General features: G+C 64.7%; 15 protein-coding genes. 7 read left to right on the top strand and 8 right to left on the bottom strand.

Features of this window, described 5'->3' with window-relative positions; genetic code table 11:
• Nucleotides 1–15 precede the first annotated feature (15 nt).
• Genes trmFO through gluQRS form a run of 3 tightly spaced genes read left to right on the top strand, consistent with a single transcriptional unit; the run spans nt 16 to nt 2,426 of the window.
• Nucleotides 16–1,365: a methylenetetrahydrofolate--tRNA-(uracil(54)-C(5))-methyltransferase (FADH(2)-oxidizing) TrmFO gene (gene trmFO / locus BMG03_RS11145; protein WP_075774867.1), complete on the top strand. Its 1,350-nt coding sequence runs from the start codon at nt 16–18 to the stop codon at nt 1,363–1,365.
• A complete protein-coding gene (locus BMG03_RS11150; RefSeq protein ID WP_075774868.1) occupies nt 1,362–1,556 on the top strand; it encodes a hypothetical protein in 195 nt (64 codons plus the stop codon). Before trmFO ends, BMG03_RS11150 begins: the two co-directional genes overlap by 4 nt.
• A gap of 21 nt (nt 1,557–1,577) precedes the next feature.
• Complete coding sequence (gene gluQRS / locus BMG03_RS11155; protein ID WP_075774869.1) at nt 1,578–2,426, top strand: tRNA glutamyl-Q(34) synthetase GluQRS; 849 nt, start codon at nt 1,578–1,580, stop codon at nt 2,424–2,426.
• 28 nt (nt 2,427–2,454) lie between these two features.
• Here the strand turns inward: gluQRS and hisI are convergent, their stop codons facing one another.
• On the bottom strand, nt 2,455–2,817 hold the full coding sequence (hisI, locus tag BMG03_RS11160; RefSeq protein ID WP_075774870.1) for a phosphoribosyl-AMP cyclohydrolase: 363 nt from the start codon (nt 2,815–2,817) through the stop codon (nt 2,455–2,457).
• A gap of 61 nt (nt 2,818–2,878) precedes the next feature.
• Here hisI and BMG03_RS11165 point away from each other — a divergent pair, with 61 nt between their 5' ends.
• Entirely contained in the window at nt 2,879–3,307 is a 429-nt protein-coding gene (locus BMG03_RS11165) for an iron-sulfur cluster assembly scaffold protein (protein WP_075774871.1), read from the top strand.
• A 168-nt stretch (nt 3,308–3,475) separates the two neighbouring features.
• On the opposite strand, the gene BMG03_RS21210 is transcribed toward BMG03_RS11165, so the two are convergent.
• The 5 genes from BMG03_RS21210 to sciP form a co-directional block, all read right to left on the bottom strand.
• Nucleotides 3,476–3,598 carry a hypothetical protein gene (locus BMG03_RS21210; protein ID WP_255266459.1) on the bottom strand — a complete coding sequence of 41 codons (123 nt, stop codon included), beginning with the start codon at nt 3,596–3,598 and terminating at the stop codon, nt 3,476–3,478.
• A 113-nt stretch (nt 3,599–3,711) separates the two neighbouring features.
• Nucleotides 3,712–5,802 carry an ATP-dependent DNA helicase RecG gene (gene recG / locus BMG03_RS11170; protein ID WP_075775113.1) on the bottom strand — a complete coding sequence of 697 codons (2,091 nt, stop codon included), beginning with the start codon at nt 5,800–5,802 and terminating at the stop codon, nt 3,712–3,714.
• Nucleotides 5,799–7,922, bottom strand: coding sequence for an NAD-dependent DNA ligase LigA (gene ligA / locus BMG03_RS11175; protein WP_075774872.1), 2,124 nt, complete (start codon nt 7,920–7,922; stop codon nt 5,799–5,801). Before ligA ends, recG begins: the two co-directional genes overlap by 4 nt.
• Before the next feature lie 88 nt (nt 7,923–8,010).
• Nucleotides 8,011–8,724 carry a response regulator transcription factor CtrA gene (gene ctrA, locus BMG03_RS11180; RefSeq protein ID WP_075774873.1) on the bottom strand — a complete coding sequence of 238 codons (714 nt, stop codon included), beginning with the start codon at nt 8,722–8,724 and terminating at the stop codon, nt 8,011–8,013.
• Between the two features lie 94 nt (nt 8,725–8,818).
• Complete coding sequence (sciP, locus tag BMG03_RS11185) at nt 8,819–9,097, bottom strand: CtrA inhibitor SciP (protein ID WP_075774874.1); 279 nt, start codon at nt 9,095–9,097, stop codon at nt 8,819–8,821.
• Nucleotides 9,098–9,228: 131 nt separating this feature from the next.
• Here sciP and mnmA point away from each other — a divergent pair, with 131 nt between their 5' ends.
• Nucleotides 9,229–10,365, top strand: coding sequence for a tRNA 2-thiouridine(34) synthase MnmA (gene mnmA, locus BMG03_RS11190; protein ID WP_075774875.1), 1,137 nt, complete (start codon nt 9,229–9,231; stop codon nt 10,363–10,365).
• 127 nt (nt 10,366–10,492) lie between these two features.
• Here mnmA and BMG03_RS11195 read toward each other — a convergent pair whose 3' ends face one another.
• The gene (locus tag BMG03_RS11195; RefSeq protein WP_075774876.1) at nt 10,493–10,864 is read right to left on the bottom strand and encodes a phasin family protein; all 372 of its coding nucleotides are present in this window, start codon (nt 10,862–10,864) and stop codon (nt 10,493–10,495) included.
• Between the two features lie 171 nt (nt 10,865–11,035).
• On the opposite strand from BMG03_RS11195, the gene BMG03_RS11200 reads away from it, so the two are divergent.
• Together BMG03_RS11200 and BMG03_RS11205 are read left to right on the top strand one after the other, a co-directional pair.
• The gene (locus BMG03_RS11200; protein ID WP_075774877.1) at nt 11,036–12,037 is read left to right on the top strand and encodes a ligase-associated DNA damage response exonuclease; all 1,002 of its coding nucleotides are present in this window, start codon (nt 11,036–11,038) and stop codon (nt 12,035–12,037) included.
• Nucleotides 12,034–13,608, top strand: coding sequence for a cisplatin damage response ATP-dependent DNA ligase (locus BMG03_RS11205; RefSeq protein ID WP_075774878.1), 1,575 nt, complete (start codon nt 12,034–12,036; stop codon nt 13,606–13,608). The genes BMG03_RS11200 and BMG03_RS11205 overlap by 4 nt, the downstream gene beginning before the upstream one ends.
• Here the strand turns inward: BMG03_RS11205 and BMG03_RS11210 are convergent.
• Entirely contained in the window at nt 13,605–15,476 is a 1,872-nt protein-coding gene (locus BMG03_RS11210) for a PHA/PHB synthase family protein (protein WP_075774879.1), read from the bottom strand. The genes BMG03_RS11205 and BMG03_RS11210 overlap by 4 nt on opposite strands.
• Nucleotides 15,477–15,940 lie beyond the last annotated feature (464 nt).

Genomic DNA, 15,940 nt, shown 5'->3' on the forward strand with positions numbered 1-15,940 from the left:
ACTACATGAGCGGCCATGACAGAAGAACTCCATATCGTCGGCGGTGGCATGGCGGGCTCGGAAGCGGCCTGGCAGGCGGCGAATGCCGGCATCCGCGTGGTGCTGCACGAGATGCGGCCCAAGGTCGAAACCTTCGCGCACCAGACCGGCAACTATGCCGAGATGGTCTGCTCGAACTCGTTCCGCTCGGACGATCACGAACGCAACGCCGTGGGTCAGCTCCATTGGGAGATGGGCGCCGCGAACGGGCTGATCATGGAGACCGCGCGCAAGCACCGTCTGCCCGCAGGCGGCGCGCTGGCCGTGGACCGCGAGGCGTTTTCGCAATCGGTGACCGAGGCGCTTCGCGCCCACGAGAACATTTCCTTTACGGAGGAAGAAGTTACGGAGCTTCCTTCAGAGGGAAAATGGATCTTTGCGACCGGGCCTCTGACGTCTGAGAGCCTCGGCAAAGCTATCCTGCAAGCCACCGGCGAAGAGCGACTGGCCTTCTTTGACGCCATCGCGCCCATCGTCTATGCCGACACGATCGACATGTCCGTCGCATGGCGCCAGTCGCGCTACGACAAGGGCGAGACCGAGGAAGAGCGCACGGCCTATATCAACTGCCCGATGACGAAGGACCAATACGAGGCCTTCATCGACGCGCTGCTCGAGGCCGACAAGACCGAGTTCCACGAGGGCGAGACCGCGGGCTATTTCGACGGCTGCCTGCCGATCGAGGTGATGGCTGAACGCGGTCGCGAGACCCTGCGCCACGGGCCGATGAAACCGGTCGGCCTGACCAACGAGCACGATCCGCAGACCAAGGCTTGGGCGGTGGTGCAGCTGCGCCGCGACAACGCGCTCGGCACGCTCTACAATATCGTGGGCTTCCAGACCAAGATGAAGTACGGCGCGCAAGCTGCTGTTTTCCGGATGATTCCGGGACTTCAGGATGCCAAGTTTGCGCGTCTCGGCGGGATTCACCGCAACACCTTCATCAATTCGCCGACGCTGCTCGATGCTCAGATGCGGCTTAAGTCGCACCCGAACCTGCGCTTCGCGGGCCAGATCACCGGCGTTGAAGGCTATGTCGAAAGCGCCGCGATGGGCCTTCTGGCGGGTCGCATGGCCGCTGCGGAGCTTCAGGGCCGCGAGTTGCCGCCACCGGGACCCGAAACCGCGATGGGGGCGTTGATCACCCACATCACAGGCGGGGCCGAGGCGAAGACGTTCCAACCGATGAATGTCAATTTCGGGCTCTTCCCGCCGATCGACGCCAAGGGCGGGCGGCGTGGCCGCAAAGACCGCTACAAGGCCTATACCGATCGCGCCAAGACGGTCTTCGGCGACTGGCTGGCACATCAAGGAGAGACCGTATGAACTACGTTCTGGCCCTGTTTCTGCCACCGCTTTCGATCCTGCTGATCGGGCGCATCTTCCTTGCGATCCTCGTCTTCGTGATCTGGGTTCCGGCGATCATCTTCTCGGGCGGCCTGACGCATCCGATGTTCATCGCGCTCGCCTGGATCCTGATCTATCAGGCGCATGCGGATCGCCGCGCGGGCGGCTGATTTGGCAGGGTGCGCGCGTCGATGATCACACGCTTCGCCCCCTCGCCAACGGGCCCGCTGCATCTGGGCCATGCCTATAGCGCGATCCTAGCGCATGACATGGCGCGCAAGGCCGGCGGGCAGTTCTTGCTGCGCATCGAAGACATCGACCAGAGCCGCGCGCGCCCGCACTGGGAACAGCAGATCTACGACGATCTACACTGGCTCGGGCTGTCTTGGGACGGGCCGGTTCTGCGCCAATCGGATCGCTTGAACCTCTATCGCGAAGCCCTTGAAAGACTTTGGGAAAGCGATCTTCTCTTTGCATGCTCCTGCACCCGCCGCGACATTGAGGCAGCCGCCTCCGCACCGCAGGAAGGCGCGCAATACGGGCCCGACGGCCTGATCTATCCCGGCACCTGCCGCGACAGCGGCGCGCGCCGCCCCGGGGCTCCGCTGCCTGAAAGCGCCTTGCGCCTGAATATGACCCGCGCCGCCCGCGATATCCGCTTCGAGGAAGTCTGCGCGCTGCACAAAGGCACGCATCACATCTCTCGCGCCGATCTGATCGACAAGGTGGGCGATGTCGTGCTTGCACGCCGCGAGATGGGCACATCCTATCACCTCGCCGTCGTGCTCGACGACGCCGCGCAAGGCATCACCCATGTCACCCGCGGCGCGGACCTGTTCGACGCCACGCAGATCCATGTTCTGCTTCAAGAGATACTTGAACTTCCGACGCCAACCTATTGTCACCACAAGCTAATCCGAGACGAGAACGGCAAGCGCCTCGCCAAGCGCGACGACGCCCGCGCGATTGCGAAATACCGCGAGGATGGGGGCACCCCGGACGAGATTCGCCGCATGGTCGGGCTACCCGCTTCCTCTTGACGGAAATATCCACCCCGAAGGGTCGCTCTCAATCTTCCATCGGCGTGAGGATCTCGACCTCCTCGCCATCACGGATCGCGGTATAGAAGCACGACCGGCGATTGGTGTGGCAGGCCGGGCCTTCCTGCTCCACCAGCACCAGAAGCGTGTCGCGGTCGCAATCCACCCGCATCTCGCGCAGGCGCTGCACATGGCCCGAGGTCTCGCCCTTTACCCAGAACGATTGCCGCGAGCGCGACCAATAGGTTACGCGCCCTGTTTCGAGTGTCCTCGCAACGCTCTCAGCGTTCATCCATGCCATCATCAGGATATCGCCGGACAGCGCATCCTGCGCGATGGCGGGGATCAAACCGTTGGCGTCATAAGTCAAGCTGGCGGGATCGAATGGCATCTGCTCTTTCCTTCCTGTGGCTCAGGTCCTATCTACGCCGGACGGGCCGAAGGGGAAAGAGATGAGCGACACCGATCTGATCAAGCTCTATTCGCAGCGCATTCTGGCGCTCGCCGCCGATATGCCGGGCACCGATCCGCTGCCCGAGCCCGACGTGACCATGCGCAAGCGCGCGCCGCTTTGCGGCTCCACAGTCGAAGTCGCGCTGACCTGCGCAGACGGCCGCGTGACCGGCTATAGCCAGACCGTACATGCCTGCGCGCTGGGTCAGGCTTCTGCTGCGATCTTCGGGGCCCAGGTCGTGGGCCGCACGCGCGATGAGATCGCGAAGCTGCGCGATCAGCTGGCCGAGATGCTCAAGGGCGGCCCTGTCCCCGATGCGCCCTTCGGCGATTATGAAGTGCTGCAAGCCGCGCGCGACTACCCCAACCGGCATGGCTCGATCCTGCTCGCCCCCGAGGCGACGCTCGAAGCGCTCGAGCAGTGCTGAGCCGCTAAACTCTCTTCTACGCGATAAAAAAAGCCGCCACTCGAAAGAGCGGCGGCTGAAGGTTGCGCTTTACGGACAGGCGGGGCCTGGGGGACAGGCAAAGCCGCGGGTTTGGGACAGGTGCGGCAGCCAAAAAGCGCGAGGCAGTAACGATGAGACAGGTCGGGCTTAGAGGAGCCCCGGCAGCCAAAGCGCCATGATGAAGCTTGCGCAAAGCGCGATGCCCCCTACGGCGTCGGCCAGCAGCGTGCTGTGATTGCGGTCGAGAAGCTCCTTGATTTCCTTGGCCATCTGGCACCTCCATTCCCTCTGTTGCTACTTTGTTCTCATAATTGACGTCGCGTGTAAAGAACTTTTTAGGAACATTTGAGAACACTAGGGGGAGAACGTGAGTCGAACCGGGCTCAGCCGATTCCGATCAGGCGGATCGCGCGGTCCTGTTCCATCAGCCACAGCAGCACCCGCGCCGCCTGTCCGCGCGGGCCGCTCAGCTCGGGATCGTCGGACAGGAGCTTGCGCGCATCCGACTGCGCCACCGCCATCAGACCGGCCTGACGTTCAAGGTCCGCCACGCGGAAACGCGGCAGGCCCGACTGCGCCGTGCCGATCACATCGCCCGCGCCCCGCATGGCGAGGTCTTCCTCGGCGATGCGGAACCCGTCCTCGCTTTCGCGCAGGATCGACAGGCGGCGTTCTGCCGTCTCGCTCAGCGGGCTCTGGTAGATCATCAGGCAGGTCGAGGCCGCAGCGCCGCGCCCGACCCGCCCGCGCAGCTGATGGAGCTGCGCGAGACCGAAACTCTCGGCCCGCTCGATCACCATGATCGAGGCGTTGGGCACGTTCACGCCCACCTCGATCACCGTCGTCGCGACCAGCACCCGGGTCTGCCCCTTCACGAAAGCCGCCATCGCGGCGTCTTTCTCGGCGGAGGGCATCTGGCCGTGAACCAGCCCCACGACATCGTCGCCAAGCGCTGCGCGCAGCGCCAGAAAGCGGTCGGTGGCGGAGCTCAGATCGACGCGCTCGCTCTCTTCGACCAGCGGGCAGACCCAATAGGCCTGCCGCCCCTCGGCCACCGCCTTGCGCAGATGCTCGACCACCTCTCCCATCCGCTCCATCGCGACGAGCGCGGTCTTGACCGGCGTCCGACCCGGTGGCTTCTCGTCGAGAAGGCTCACATCCATGTCACCATATTGCGCCAGCGCGAGCGAGCGCGGGATCGGCGTTGCGGTCATGACCAGCACGTCGACCGCCTGCCCCTTGGCACCCAGCTCCATCCGTTGCGCCACGCCGAAGCGATGCTGTTCGTCGATCACGGAAAGCCGCAAATCCTGAAATTCCACGTCTTTCTGAAAAACCGCATGGGTGCCCACGAGGATACCGATCGCGCCCGAGGCCAGATCGACGAGCTTGCGCGCCCGCTCCGCCCCCTTGTCGCGCCCGGTCAGAATCTCCAGCCGGACGCCCGCCGCCTCGGCCAGCGGCGCCAGACCTTCCAGATGCTGGCGCGCGAGAATTTCCGTGGGCGCCATCATCACGCCCTGCCCGCCAGCCTCGACCGCCGTCAGCAGCGCCAAGAAGGCGACCAGCGTCTTGCCCGCGCCGACATCGCCCTGCAGCAGCCGGTTCATTCGCCGCTCGGAGCCCATATCCCCCGAGATTTCGGCGATCGCGCGGGTCTGCGCACCGGTCGGCTTGTACGGCAGGCTGGCCAGAACCTGCGCCGAGAGCTTGCCGGTGCCGCGCGTCACCCGACCCTTCTTGCGCCGCGACTGGCGCCGCGCGAGCGCGAGTGTCATCTGATGCGCGAAAAGCTCGTCATAGGCGAGGCGCGCGCGCGCCGGCGCCGTGGCCGCGAGATCGTCAATCTTTTCAGGGTGATGCGCCGTTTGCACCGCGTCGCGCCAATCCGGCCAGCCCTCGCGGCGCTTGAGCGCAGCGTCGATCCATTCGGGCAGGTCCGGCGCACGCGCCAAGGCTCCCTCGGCCGCCTTCGCCATCAGCTTTTGCGTGACGCCGGCGGTGAGCGGATAGACCGGCTCGAAGCGGGGCATCTCGCCCGCATTTTCGGGCGGCAGGATGTAATCGGGATGCACGATCTGCGCCTGCCCGTCATAAATCTCGAGCTTGCCCGAAATGATCCGCCGCGCCCCGTTGGGCATCTGTTTCGCGAGCCAGTCGCCCCGCGCGCGGAAGAAGACCAGCGTGATGTCGCCCTGCGCGTCATGGCATAGAACCCGGTCTGGCGCGCCCTGTTTACGCGCAGGGCTATGGGCTCCGATCGTCACTTCGACGGTGACTGTGGTGCCCGCTGGCACGCCTTGCACGGTCGCGACAGGACGGCGGTCGATCACCGAATACGGTAAGGTGAACAACGCGTCGCGCGGGCGGGTGATCCCCAACCCCTCGAAATGCTTGGCCGTTTTCGGACCAACGCCCGCGAGACTGTCGAGCTCGGCGAAGAGCTCGAACAGTTCGGAGGGCCGGGTGCTCATGCGCCCCCCGCGAGCGCGATCCATTCATCCTCGTCGATGACGCGGATGTTCAACTCGGCCGCTTTCTTGGCTTTCGATCCAGCGCCCGGCCCCGCGACGAGCAGGTCGGTCTTGGCGCTGACGGACCCCGAGACCTTCGCGCCAAGCGCCTCCGCCCGCGCCTTCGCCTCGGCCCGGGTCATCTTCTCCAGCGTGCCGGTGAAAACGACGGTGAGGCCCGAAACCGGACTGTCGGATTTCGGCTTCTCGGCCTCCTCGACACTCAGATGTGCGGTAAGACGGTCGATCGAGGCGCGCTCGGCCTCTTGCTGGAACGTCGTCACGACCGAGGTCGCGAGTGTCTCGCCGACGCCGTCGATCGAGATCAGATCGTCCCATTCCGGGCCCTGGCCGCAGTCTGCCTGCGTCATCGCGGTCTCGAACGCGTCCCATGTGCCGTAATGTGTGGCAAGCATCCCTGCGCTCGTCTCACCGACATGACGGATGCCGAGCGCGAAGATCAGGCGTTGCAGCGGAATCCTGCGTTTCTCTGCGATGGCGGCAAAGAGGTTGCGCGCCGATTTCTCTCCCCAGCCCTCGCGGTTCTTGAGCTGCTGGATGCCCTGCCCGTAGCGCTCTTCCAGCGTGAAGATGTCGGCAGGTTCCTTGATCCAGCCATCCTCGTAGAATTGCTCGACCTGTTTCGCGCCGAGACCTTCGATGTCGAAAGCCGCGCGAGAGACGAAATGTTTCAGCTTTTCGACCGCTTGCGCGGGGCAGATCAGCCCGCCGGTGCAGCGGCGCACCGCATCGCCCTCTTCGCGGATCGCCTCGGATCCGCAGCGAGGGCAATGGGTCGGAAAGTCGTAGGGCACCGCATCTTCGGGGCGGCGCGCGAGATCGACATCGGCGATCTTCGGGATCACGTCCCCCGCGCGATAGACCTGCACCCAGTCGCCGACGCGGATATCCTTGCCGCCGCGAATTTCCGCGCCCTTGGAATCGCGCCCGGCGATGTAATCCTCGTTATGCAGCGTCGCGTTCGAGACGACCACGCCGCCCACCGTCACCGGCGTCAGCCGCGCGACCGGCGAGAGCGCGCCGGTGCGACCGACCTGAATGTCGATCCCTTCGAGCTGCGTCCAGGCAAGCTCGGCGGGGAATTTATGCGCGATCGCCCAACGCGGCGTGGTCGAGCGGAAGCCGAGGCGGCGCTGCAGCGCGAGGTCGTTTACCTTGTAGACGACGCCGTCGATATCGTAGCCGAGCGTGGCGCGCTTTGCCTCGATCTCGCGGTAATGGGCGAGCATGTCAGCAGGTCCGTCGCAAAGCTCGGTCAGCGGGTTGGTCTGGAAGCCGAGGGATTGCAGCCGCGCGATGGCCTCGATCTGGGTCTCGGCCAGCGGCGCGGAAAGCTCCCCCCAGGCATAAGCAAAGAACTTCAGAGGGCGCGACGCGGTCACTTTCGGGTCGAGTTGGCGCAAGGATCCAGCAGCGGCGTTGCGCGGATTGGCGAAACGCTTTTCGCCTGCGGCCTCGTTGCGGCTGTTGAGCGCCTCGAAATCGGCATGGCTCATATAGACTTCGCCGCGCACTTCCAGCACGTCGGGCGCATCCGCGATCGAGGTCGGAATGTCGTCGATGGTGCGTGCGTTCTCGGTCACGTTCTCACCGACCGCACCGTCGCCGCGCGTGGCGGCATGGATCAGCTTGCCCTTCTCGTAGCGGATCGAGAGCGACAGCCCGTCGATCTTCGGCTCGGCCGTGTAGTTCAGCTTTGCGTCGGATTTCAGACCGAGGAAGCTGCGGACGCTTTCGTCGAACTCGGTCACCTCCTCGTCAGAAAAGGCATTGGCGAGGCTCATCATGCGGATCGCATGGGTGATCTTGCCGAAGCCTTCCGCGAGTTGGCCGCCAACCTGTTCGGTGGGCGATTGCTCGGATTTCAACGCGGGAAATTTCGCCTCGATCGCTGCGAGGCGTTGCTTGAGCGCGTCATATTCCGCATCCGAAATCTCGGGCGCATCATGAGTATGATAGGCGGTATTGGCCGCCTCGATCTTGGCGATCAGGCTGGGCATTTCTGCGCGGGCCTCGGCCTCGCTCAGCGCGTCGATCTCGGTGCGGCTTGGCTCGGACATGGAAAACCCCCTCGTGCTGACCTTGGTTTAGGCAAGCGCCGAGGGGGCGTAAAGAGCCGTGACGACGGAGATCGCCGGCTTTGTGAAGTCAGGCGCCCATGGCGATGCGCCGCTCCAACTCCGAAGGGTCGGGATCGCGCAGCACGTAGCCACGGCCCCAGACGGTTTCGATGTAATTCTCGCCCTCGGTGGCATCGGCGAGTTTCTTGCGCAGCTTGCAGATGAAAACGTCGATGATCTTCAATTCGGGCTCGTCCATGCCGCCGTAGAGATGGTTGAGGAACATTTCCTTGGTCAGGGTCGTGCCTTTGCGCAGGCTCAGGAGTTCGAGCATCTGGTATTCCTTGCCGGTCAGATGCACCGGCTTGCCATCGACCTCGACCGTCTTCGCATCGAGATTGACCGAGATCTTGCCGGTGCGGATGATCGATTGCGCATGGCCCTTGGACCGGCGGATGATCGCGTGAATGCGCGCCACCAGTTCCTCGCGGTGAAAGGGCTTCGTCATGTAGTCATCGGCGCCGAAGCCGAATCCCTTGATCTTGTTTTCGGTATCGTCGGCCCCGGTGAGGATCAGAATCGGCGTGTCGATCTTCGACAGGCGCAGCTGGCGCAACACCTCGTGCCCGTTCATGTCGGGCAGATTGAGGTCAAGCAGGATCAGGTCGTAATCGTAGAGCTTCGCGAGATCGATGCCTTCTTCACCCAGATCGGTGCAATAGACGTTGAGATTCGCATGGGTCAGCATCAATTCGATACTGCGCGAGGTCGTCGGGTCGTCTTCCACCAATAAAATACGCATTCTGGGTTCTCCGCATTAATCCCTCGATCAGGTCGAGACTTACATCAAATGGTTAACACCGGGTTACCTTCTCACGTTTCCGCGAGGGTGCAACCTAAAGCTGTTTGAGCTTCTGGATCGCGGTCACCTTAAGCCCTTGAATCCCGTGCCTTTCGATCGCTTCGATCCAGAGGTCGAGCTCCTCGTCGGAGAGCCCGTAGCGCTCCAGCACCTCATCGCGCGAGATCAGATCATGCGCGACCGCCTGCACGATTACGGCTTTTCGGCTGGCCACCCATCTTCGGGTTTTCGGAGAAGGCAGATCGGCACGGGTCAGGATCGTGCCGTCGGCGAGGGTCACCGCGCGCGGGCCGTCGACTTTCTTGAGATACATGGGCTCACCCCTTCAAGCTCTTCACGCCGGCCACATTGGTGCGCACGCCGTTAACACTGCGTGAAACGCGGGGTTGAGAGTGGGTCGCATTTTCCTATATTGCTGCACGTCTCGTTAAAGGACGCTTCATCATGCCCAAGGATCTGCCGCTCAATTCGCTCGGTTTCGCCAAACCGCCCGCGGACACCCGCGTCGTCGTCGCCATGTCGGGCGGCGTCGATAGCTCGGTCGTGGCCGCGAAACTCGCCGAGGAAGGCTATGACGTGGTGGGCGTGACGCTGCAGCTTTACGACCACGGCGCGGCGCTGGCCAAGAAAGGCGCGTGCTGCGCGGGGCAGGATATCCACGATGCCCGCCGCGTCGCCGAGGAGATGGGCTTCCCGCATTACGTGCTCGATTACGAGAACACGTTCCGCGAGGCGGTGATCGACGAATTCGCCGACGCCTATCTGGGTGGCGCGACGCCGGTGCCCTGCATCCGCTGCAACGAGCGCGTGAAGTTCAAGGATCTGCTGGAGACGGCGAAGGATCTCGATGCCGATTGCATGGCGACGGGCCATTACATCCAGCGCAAGGACGGCGCGGCCGGGCCCGAGTTGCATTGCGCAGCCGATCCGAACCGCGATCAGAGCTATTTCCTGTTCTCGACCACGCCGGAGCAGCTCGATTACCTGCGCTTCCCGCTGGGCCACCTGCCCTCGAAGGATGCGACGCGGGAACTGGCGGCGAAATACGGGCTGGCGGTGGCCGACAAACCCGACAGTCAGGATATCTGCTTCGTGCCGAACGGGAACTACGCAAGCGTCATCGAGAAGCTGCGCCCCGGCGCCGCCGATCCCGGCGATATCGTCGACATGGAGGGCAACGTGCTCGGCCAGCATCGCGGCGTGATCCATTACACGATCGGTCAGCGGCGCGGGCTCGGCATCGGCGGACTGGAAGATCCGCTTTACGTTGTGAAGCTCGACCCCGAGACGCGCCATGTCGTCGTCGGCCCGAAAGAGGCGCTGTCGACCCGCATCATCCCCGTGCGCGAGATCAACTGGCTAGGCGACGAGCCCTTCACCTCGCGCGAGGAATGGCACCTGAAGGTCAAGGTCCGCTCGACCCGCCCGCCGCGCGAGGCGATCATCCGCCCCGTCTCGGAGACCGAGGCCGAGGTCGAACTGGTCGTGCCAGAGGAAGGCGTCAGCCCCGGACAGGCCTGCGTGTTCTACGCGCCCGAGGACAGCCGCATCTTCGGCGGCGGCTGGATCTACAAGAAGTAAGCCCGCAGACTGGCCGCAAACGGCACTGCGCGCGGCGAGCCCCTCCGGCTTGCCGCGCCAACGCGTTTTCGGATCGCTCAGACCGGCACGTCGCCGAGGCTCACCCCGTGCTTGCCGACCCGAGTCGTCACTTTTTTCCGACCGCCTTGGCGAGCGCTTCGCCCTCTTCGGTGGCAGAGCGCACCGCGCGTTCCGCGATCCCCGTCATCGAGGTGGCGAGCTTCGTCATCTCGGCGGTGTAATCGCTGGCCGTACGCTGCCAGAACTCACCCCAGAGCGTCATCGCGCGCATCGGATCGGCAGTTTCCGACAGCTGGTTGACCATTTCCTGATCACGCTCGAACCGGGCTTTCAAGAATTCGAGCAGTTCGATGTTCTGCGCGATCATCGATTCCATCATTTTGAGCTGCGGTGCCATCACCGAGCTTACCGAACCCATATCCGGCACCGGCATGCAGCCGGCCATGTTCATGCCGGGTGGGGATTTCTTCTCTGCCATGTAAGCCTCCCTTGTGACTGGATAGCGCAACCCTAACATGGGCGCGCCGAAGATCGTTTGATTTGGAACAATCGTCGCGCGAAAAGCTTGCCCTAGGGCGATTGCCGAAAATTTGGGCCGGGCGCGCGCCCTCGCGTATGCATTTCGAGCGTTACCGTAAGTGAAAGACCGATGGCCGAGCCGCTTCTGATCCCGCGCCCCGAGGGGCTCTATTGCCCGAGCGGCAATTTCTACATCGACCCGAGTCGTCCCGTGGCGCGTGCGCTGATCACGCATGGCCACGCCGATCACGCGCGCGCAGGCCACGGGCATGTGCTGGCCACGCGCCAGACGCTGGAGATCATGGCGATCCGCTATGGCGGAGATTTCGCAGGACAGCGGCAGGCTTACGAGGGGCCGCTCTCGGTGGGGGGCGTGGATGTCAGCTTTCATCCGGCGGGGCATGTGCTCGGCTCGGCGCAGATCGCGATCACGCATCGCGGCCAGCGGATCGTGGCCTCGGGCGATTACGCGCGCGTCGCGAACCCGTCCTGCGCGCCTTTCGAGCCGGTGCCCTGCGACACGTTCATCACCGAGGCCACCTTCGCGCTGCCGGTCTTCAAGCATCCCGATCCTGCCGAAGAGATGGCGAAGCTGATGGCCTCGATGCGCGCAGCCCCCGAGCGACCGCATCTGGTGGGCGCCTATGCGCTGGGCAAGGCGCAGCGCGTCATCATGCTCGCGCGCGAGGCGGGCTATGACGCGCCGATCTACATCCACGGCGCGCTGCAGCGGCTCTGCGACTACCACCTGGAGCAGGGCATCCCCTTGGGCGATCTGCGCCCCGCCACGATGGACAAGGCAGAGGCGCGGGAGCTGCGCGAGGCGCTGGTGATCGCGCCGCCCTCGGCCTTTTCCTCACCTTGGGTACAGCGCTTCGCCGACCCGGTGATCTCTTTCGCCTCGGGCTGGATGCAAATCCGCGCCCGCGCCCGCCAGCGCGGGGTCGAGCTGCCGCTGGTGATCTCGGACCATATCGACTGGGTGGACCTCACGCGCACGGTGCGCGAGATCGACCCGTCCGAGCTGTGGATCACCCATGGCCGCGAGGAGGCGCTGATGCGCTGGGCGGAACTGGAGGGGCGCGTGGCCCGGCCGCTCCATCTTGTGGGCTACGAAGAGGAGCCGGAATGAAAGCCTTCGCAGTCCTTCTCGAACGTCTCGCCTTCACGCCCGGGCGCAACGCCAAGATCGACGCGCTGGCCGATTACCTGCGCCACGCGCCCGACCCCGAGCGCGGCTATGCGCTTGCGGCGCTCACCGGAGAACTGGAACTGGGCCGCGCGCAACCTGCGGTGCTGCGCGCGATGGTGGGCGAACGGGTCGATCCCGAGCTGTTCGCGCTGTCCTATGACTACGTAGGCGATCTGGCGGAGACGATCGCACTCATCTGGCCGCAGGAAAACACGCCCCAGGACCTCGATCTGGTGGAGATCGTCGAGACCCTGCAGGACACGCCCAAGACCCGCGTCGGGCCGCTGATCGCCGGGTGGCTGGACCGGCTCGAGCCCTCGGAACGCTATGCGCTCTTGAAACTCGCGACCGGGGGGCTGCGCGTGGGCGTCTCGGCGCGGCTTGCCCGGGTGGCTCTGGCCTCGCTCGGCACGCCCGAACTTGAGGAGATCGAGGAAATCTGGCACGGGCTATCGCCGCCCTATCAGCCGCTTTTCGACTGGATCGAGGGCGGCGAAAAGCCCGAGCGCGCAGGTTTTGCGCCGTTCCGTCCGGTGATGCTGTCGACTCCCACCGATCTCGACGCGCTCACCGATTTGACGCCCGACGACTTCGCCGCCGAGTGGAAATGGGACGGCATCCGCGTGCAGGCCGTGGCCGAGGGCGGCGAGAGGCGGCTTTATTCGCGCACCGGCGAGGATATTTCGGGGGCGTTTCCTGATGTAGTCGCGCATATGGCATTCGACGGCGCGCTCGATGGCGAGTTGATCGTACGGCGCGGCGATCAGGTGGCGCCATTCGGCGATCTGCAGAAGCGGCTGGGGCGGAAATCTCCGGGCAAAGCGATGCTCGCCTCTCACCCTGCGGCGCTGCGGCTCTACGATATCCTGATCGCGGGCGAGGAAGATCTGCGCCCCCTGCCCTTCGAGGCCCGCCGCACCCGGCTGGAGGCGTTTGTTGCTGACCTCAACCCCGAGCGCTTCGACGTCTCGGAACTGCTGCCCTTCGACACTTGGGAGGATCTCGCCGAGTTACGCGAAGCGCCGCCCGAGGTGGTGATCGAGGGCGTGATGCTGAAACGTCGCGATACGCCCTACATGGCGGGCCGCCCCAAGGGGCCGTGGTTCAAGTGGAAACGCGATCCGCGGATCATCGATGCGGTGATCCTTTATGCGCAACGCGGGCATGGCAAACGCTCGGGCTTCTATTCCGATTTCACCTTCGGCGTCTGGGAGGGAGAGCATCTCGTGCCCGTGGGCAAGGCCTATTCCGGCTTTACCGATGAGGAACTGCGCAAGCTCGACCGTTTCGTGCGCAATCACACGGTGGAACGCTTTGGCCCGGTGCGGTCCCTGTCGCCCGATCTGGTGGTGGAGGTCGCCTTCGAGGGGCTCAACCGCTCCACCCGACATAAATCCGGCGTCGCGATGCGCTTCCCGCGCATCTCGCGAATCCGCTGGGACAAACCCCCAGGTGAGGCCGACCGGATCGAGACCCTGCGCGCGATGCTGCCCGAGGTCGAGCAGCCCTAGCGGGTCAGCACGTACGCCCCCGGCGCATCGCAGAGCGCGCGGTATTTGCGCCCCTTGCCCATCGCGGGCGGCGCGATCTCGGACCCGTCCCCGGTCTTGCGCAGCCATTTCGCCCAAGGCTCCCACCACGACCCTTCGCGGGGCGCACATTCCGAGGCCCAGTCCACGGCGGAGGGATGCGGCATGCCGGGGCGATGCTCCATCAGGCGGTAATGCGCCCGCGGCGCACCCGGCGGACGCACGATCCCGGTATTGTGCCCGCCCGAGACCAGCGCGAAATTCACCGCTCCCGGCAGAGACCATGTCAGCTTGAAGACCGAGTGCCACGGCGCGATGTGATCGGCCTCGGTCGCGACGGCGAAGACCGGCGTCTCGATATCCTGCAGGAAGACCGGCACGCCGCGCGTATCCATGCGTCCCTCTGCCAGATCATTGTCGAGAAACAGCCGGCGCAGATATTGCGAATGCATCCGGTAGGGCATCCGCGTCGCGTCGTGGCTCCACGAGGCCAGCGCGCTGTCCGTCTCGCGCTCGCCCATCAGGTAGGTATGAACCGCCTGCGACCAGATCAGATCCTTCGACTTGAGCATGGTGAAAGTGCCCGCCATCGCGGTCTTGTCGAGATAGCCCTCCTCCCACATCATATCTTCGATCAGGCTCAGCTGGTCTTCATTGGTGAACAGGCTCAGCTCCCCGGCCTCGGTGAAATCGACCTGCGCAGCCAGCATCGTCAGCGAGGCCAGCCGCTCGTCGCCATCGCGCGCCATCGCCGCCGCCGCGACCGACAGGAGCGTCCCGCCGAGGCAATAGCCCAGCCCGTGAACCTTCTCCGCACCGGTGATCGCACAGACCGCATCGAGCGCCGTCATCACGCCCTTCTCGCGGTAATCGTCGAAGCCCAGATCGCGGTCGCCCTCGTCGGGATTTTTCCAAGAGATCGCGAAAACGGTAAAGCCTTGCCCCACGAGCCAGCGGATCAGCGAATTCGTCTCCTCCAGATCGAGGATGTAATATTTCATGATCCAGGCCGGCACGATCAGCAGCGGCACCGAATGGACCTTCTCGGTGCGCGGTTCGTATTGCAGCAGCTCGATCAGATCGTTGCGCAGCACCACCTTGCCCGGCGTCAGCGCCACATCGGTCCCCGGGATCAGCGTGGGTTCCGGCTTGGTATCGCCGGTGAGCGCCTTGATCGCATCCTCGCCCCAATAGCGCGCCCCGCGCAGGAGGTTCACCCCGCCTTCCTTCAACGTCCGCTCGATCACTCGCGGATTGGTCGCGATGAAATTCGTGGGCGCCACCATGTCGAGCCATTGGCGCGCGTAGAACTGCATCATCTGTTCGTGCCGGGCCTCGACCCCGCGCACGTCCGTCGTGGCGTTGTGCCACCATTGCTGGGCATGCAGGAAACTCTGCGCGTAGAGGGAGTACGGAAACTGCTGCCAGTCGGGCGCGGAGAAACGGCGGTCCTGCGGCAGCGGTTCGAGCGGCTGCGCCTCGACATCGTCGCTGCTGTGCGGCGCCATTGCGCGCAACAGGTGCATCCATTTGCGCCCGGCCTTCCAGCCAAGCTCGGCCTGTTTGCCGGGGCTGAGGGCCAGATGCGTCGCCCAATCGGCCCAGGCGAGGCTCAGCGAGATCGGAGACAGCCCGCCCTCGGCCCGGCCCATCAACGCGTGAGAGAGACGGTCGAGCGCCTCGAAGGAGGCCAGCGCCGCGCTGTGTTCCTCGGTCCGGGGCTGATCGACGCCCGCGAGCTTGCTCACCACATTGGCCGATCCCGCGCCCGCCGTCGCGCCCTTGCGCGGCGACCCCTTGCGTGACGTCCCCTTGCGCGGCGGCACCTTGTCCCCGGCCAGATCCTTCATCCCGCTGTCTCCTGCCTGTGCGATTCCACGCCAAACCTAGCGCAGAAAGCATGACATTGGTTTGACCTGACGCAAGGGAGGACGCTCCAGCAGCACCTCACGGAAAACCGGCGCGTTCTCACATGAACGGGAGGCGAATGAAATATCGGAACTGCGGCATTGCTGCATCGGTTCTCCCTGCACATCTCGAGACGCAAGGGCATAGGCAAGATGGCAGGCCGGGATACGCCACCCCCCGGACATCGCCGTCGAGCGCAGATGCCTCGCGACATTCGGAAAGGCCGGGTTTCTCTCTCTCCCCCTCCCTGCCCGGGTTTCCGCGACGACCTGCTTCCGGGTTCTCTCGTCTCTCCTGCCCGGAAGCAGGCCCCATCACTCCCAACTCCCCGCCCGTTCTCGGGCGGGGTTTTTCTTTGCCGATCTCACCTGCGCGATAAAGCACGGCGCTCTGCGCGCGCCCGGCG

This window comes from Thioclava nitratireducens (genome assembly GCF_001940525.2).
GTDB classification, from domain to species: Bacteria; Pseudomonadota; Alphaproteobacteria; order Rhodobacterales; family Rhodobacteraceae; genus Thioclava; species Thioclava nitratireducens.

Coding starts and splice junctions, on each gene's coding strand:
- trmFO (WP_075774867.1), top strand. CDS start 16: ATGACAGAAGAACTCCATATCGTCGGCGGTGGCATGGCGGGCTCGGAA.
- BMG03_RS11150 (WP_075774868.1), top strand. CDS start 1,362: ATGAACTACGTTCTGGCCCTGTTTCTGCCACCGCTTTCGATCCTGCTG.
- gluQRS (WP_075774869.1), top strand. CDS start 1,578: ATGATCACACGCTTCGCCCCCTCGCCAACGGGCCCGCTGCATCTGGGC.
- hisI (WP_075774870.1), bottom strand. CDS start 2,817: ATGCCATTCGATCCCGCCAGCTTGACTTATGACGCCAACGGTTTGATC.
- BMG03_RS11165 (WP_075774871.1), top strand. CDS start 2,879: ATGAGCGACACCGATCTGATCAAGCTCTATTCGCAGCGCATTCTGGCG.
- BMG03_RS21210 (WP_255266459.1), bottom strand. CDS start 3,598: ATGGCCAAGGAAATCAAGGAGCTTCTCGACCGCAATCACAGCACGCTG.
- recG (WP_075775113.1), bottom strand. CDS start 5,802: ATGAGCACCCGGCCCTCCGAACTGTTCGAGCTCTTCGCCGAGCTCGAC.
- ligA (WP_075774872.1), bottom strand. CDS start 7,922: ATGTCCGAGCCAAGCCGCACCGAGATCGACGCGCTGAGCGAGGCCGAG.
- ctrA (WP_075774873.1), bottom strand. CDS start 8,724: ATGCGTATTTTATTGGTGGAAGACGACCCGACGACCTCGCGCAGTATC.
- sciP (WP_075774874.1), bottom strand. CDS start 9,097: ATGTATCTCAAGAAAGTCGACGGCCCGCGCGCGGTGACCCTCGCCGAC.
- mnmA (WP_075774875.1), top strand. CDS start 9,229: ATGCCCAAGGATCTGCCGCTCAATTCGCTCGGTTTCGCCAAACCGCCC.
- BMG03_RS11195 (WP_075774876.1), bottom strand. CDS start 10,864: ATGGCAGAGAAGAAATCCCCACCCGGCATGAACATGGCCGGCTGCATG.
- BMG03_RS11200 (WP_075774877.1), top strand. CDS start 11,036: ATGGCCGAGCCGCTTCTGATCCCGCGCCCCGAGGGGCTCTATTGCCCG.
- BMG03_RS11205 (WP_075774878.1), top strand. CDS start 12,034: ATGAAAGCCTTCGCAGTCCTTCTCGAACGTCTCGCCTTCACGCCCGGG.
- BMG03_RS11210 (WP_075774879.1), bottom strand. CDS start 15,476: ATGAAGGATCTGGCCGGGGACAAGGTGCCGCCGCGCAAGGGGACGTCA.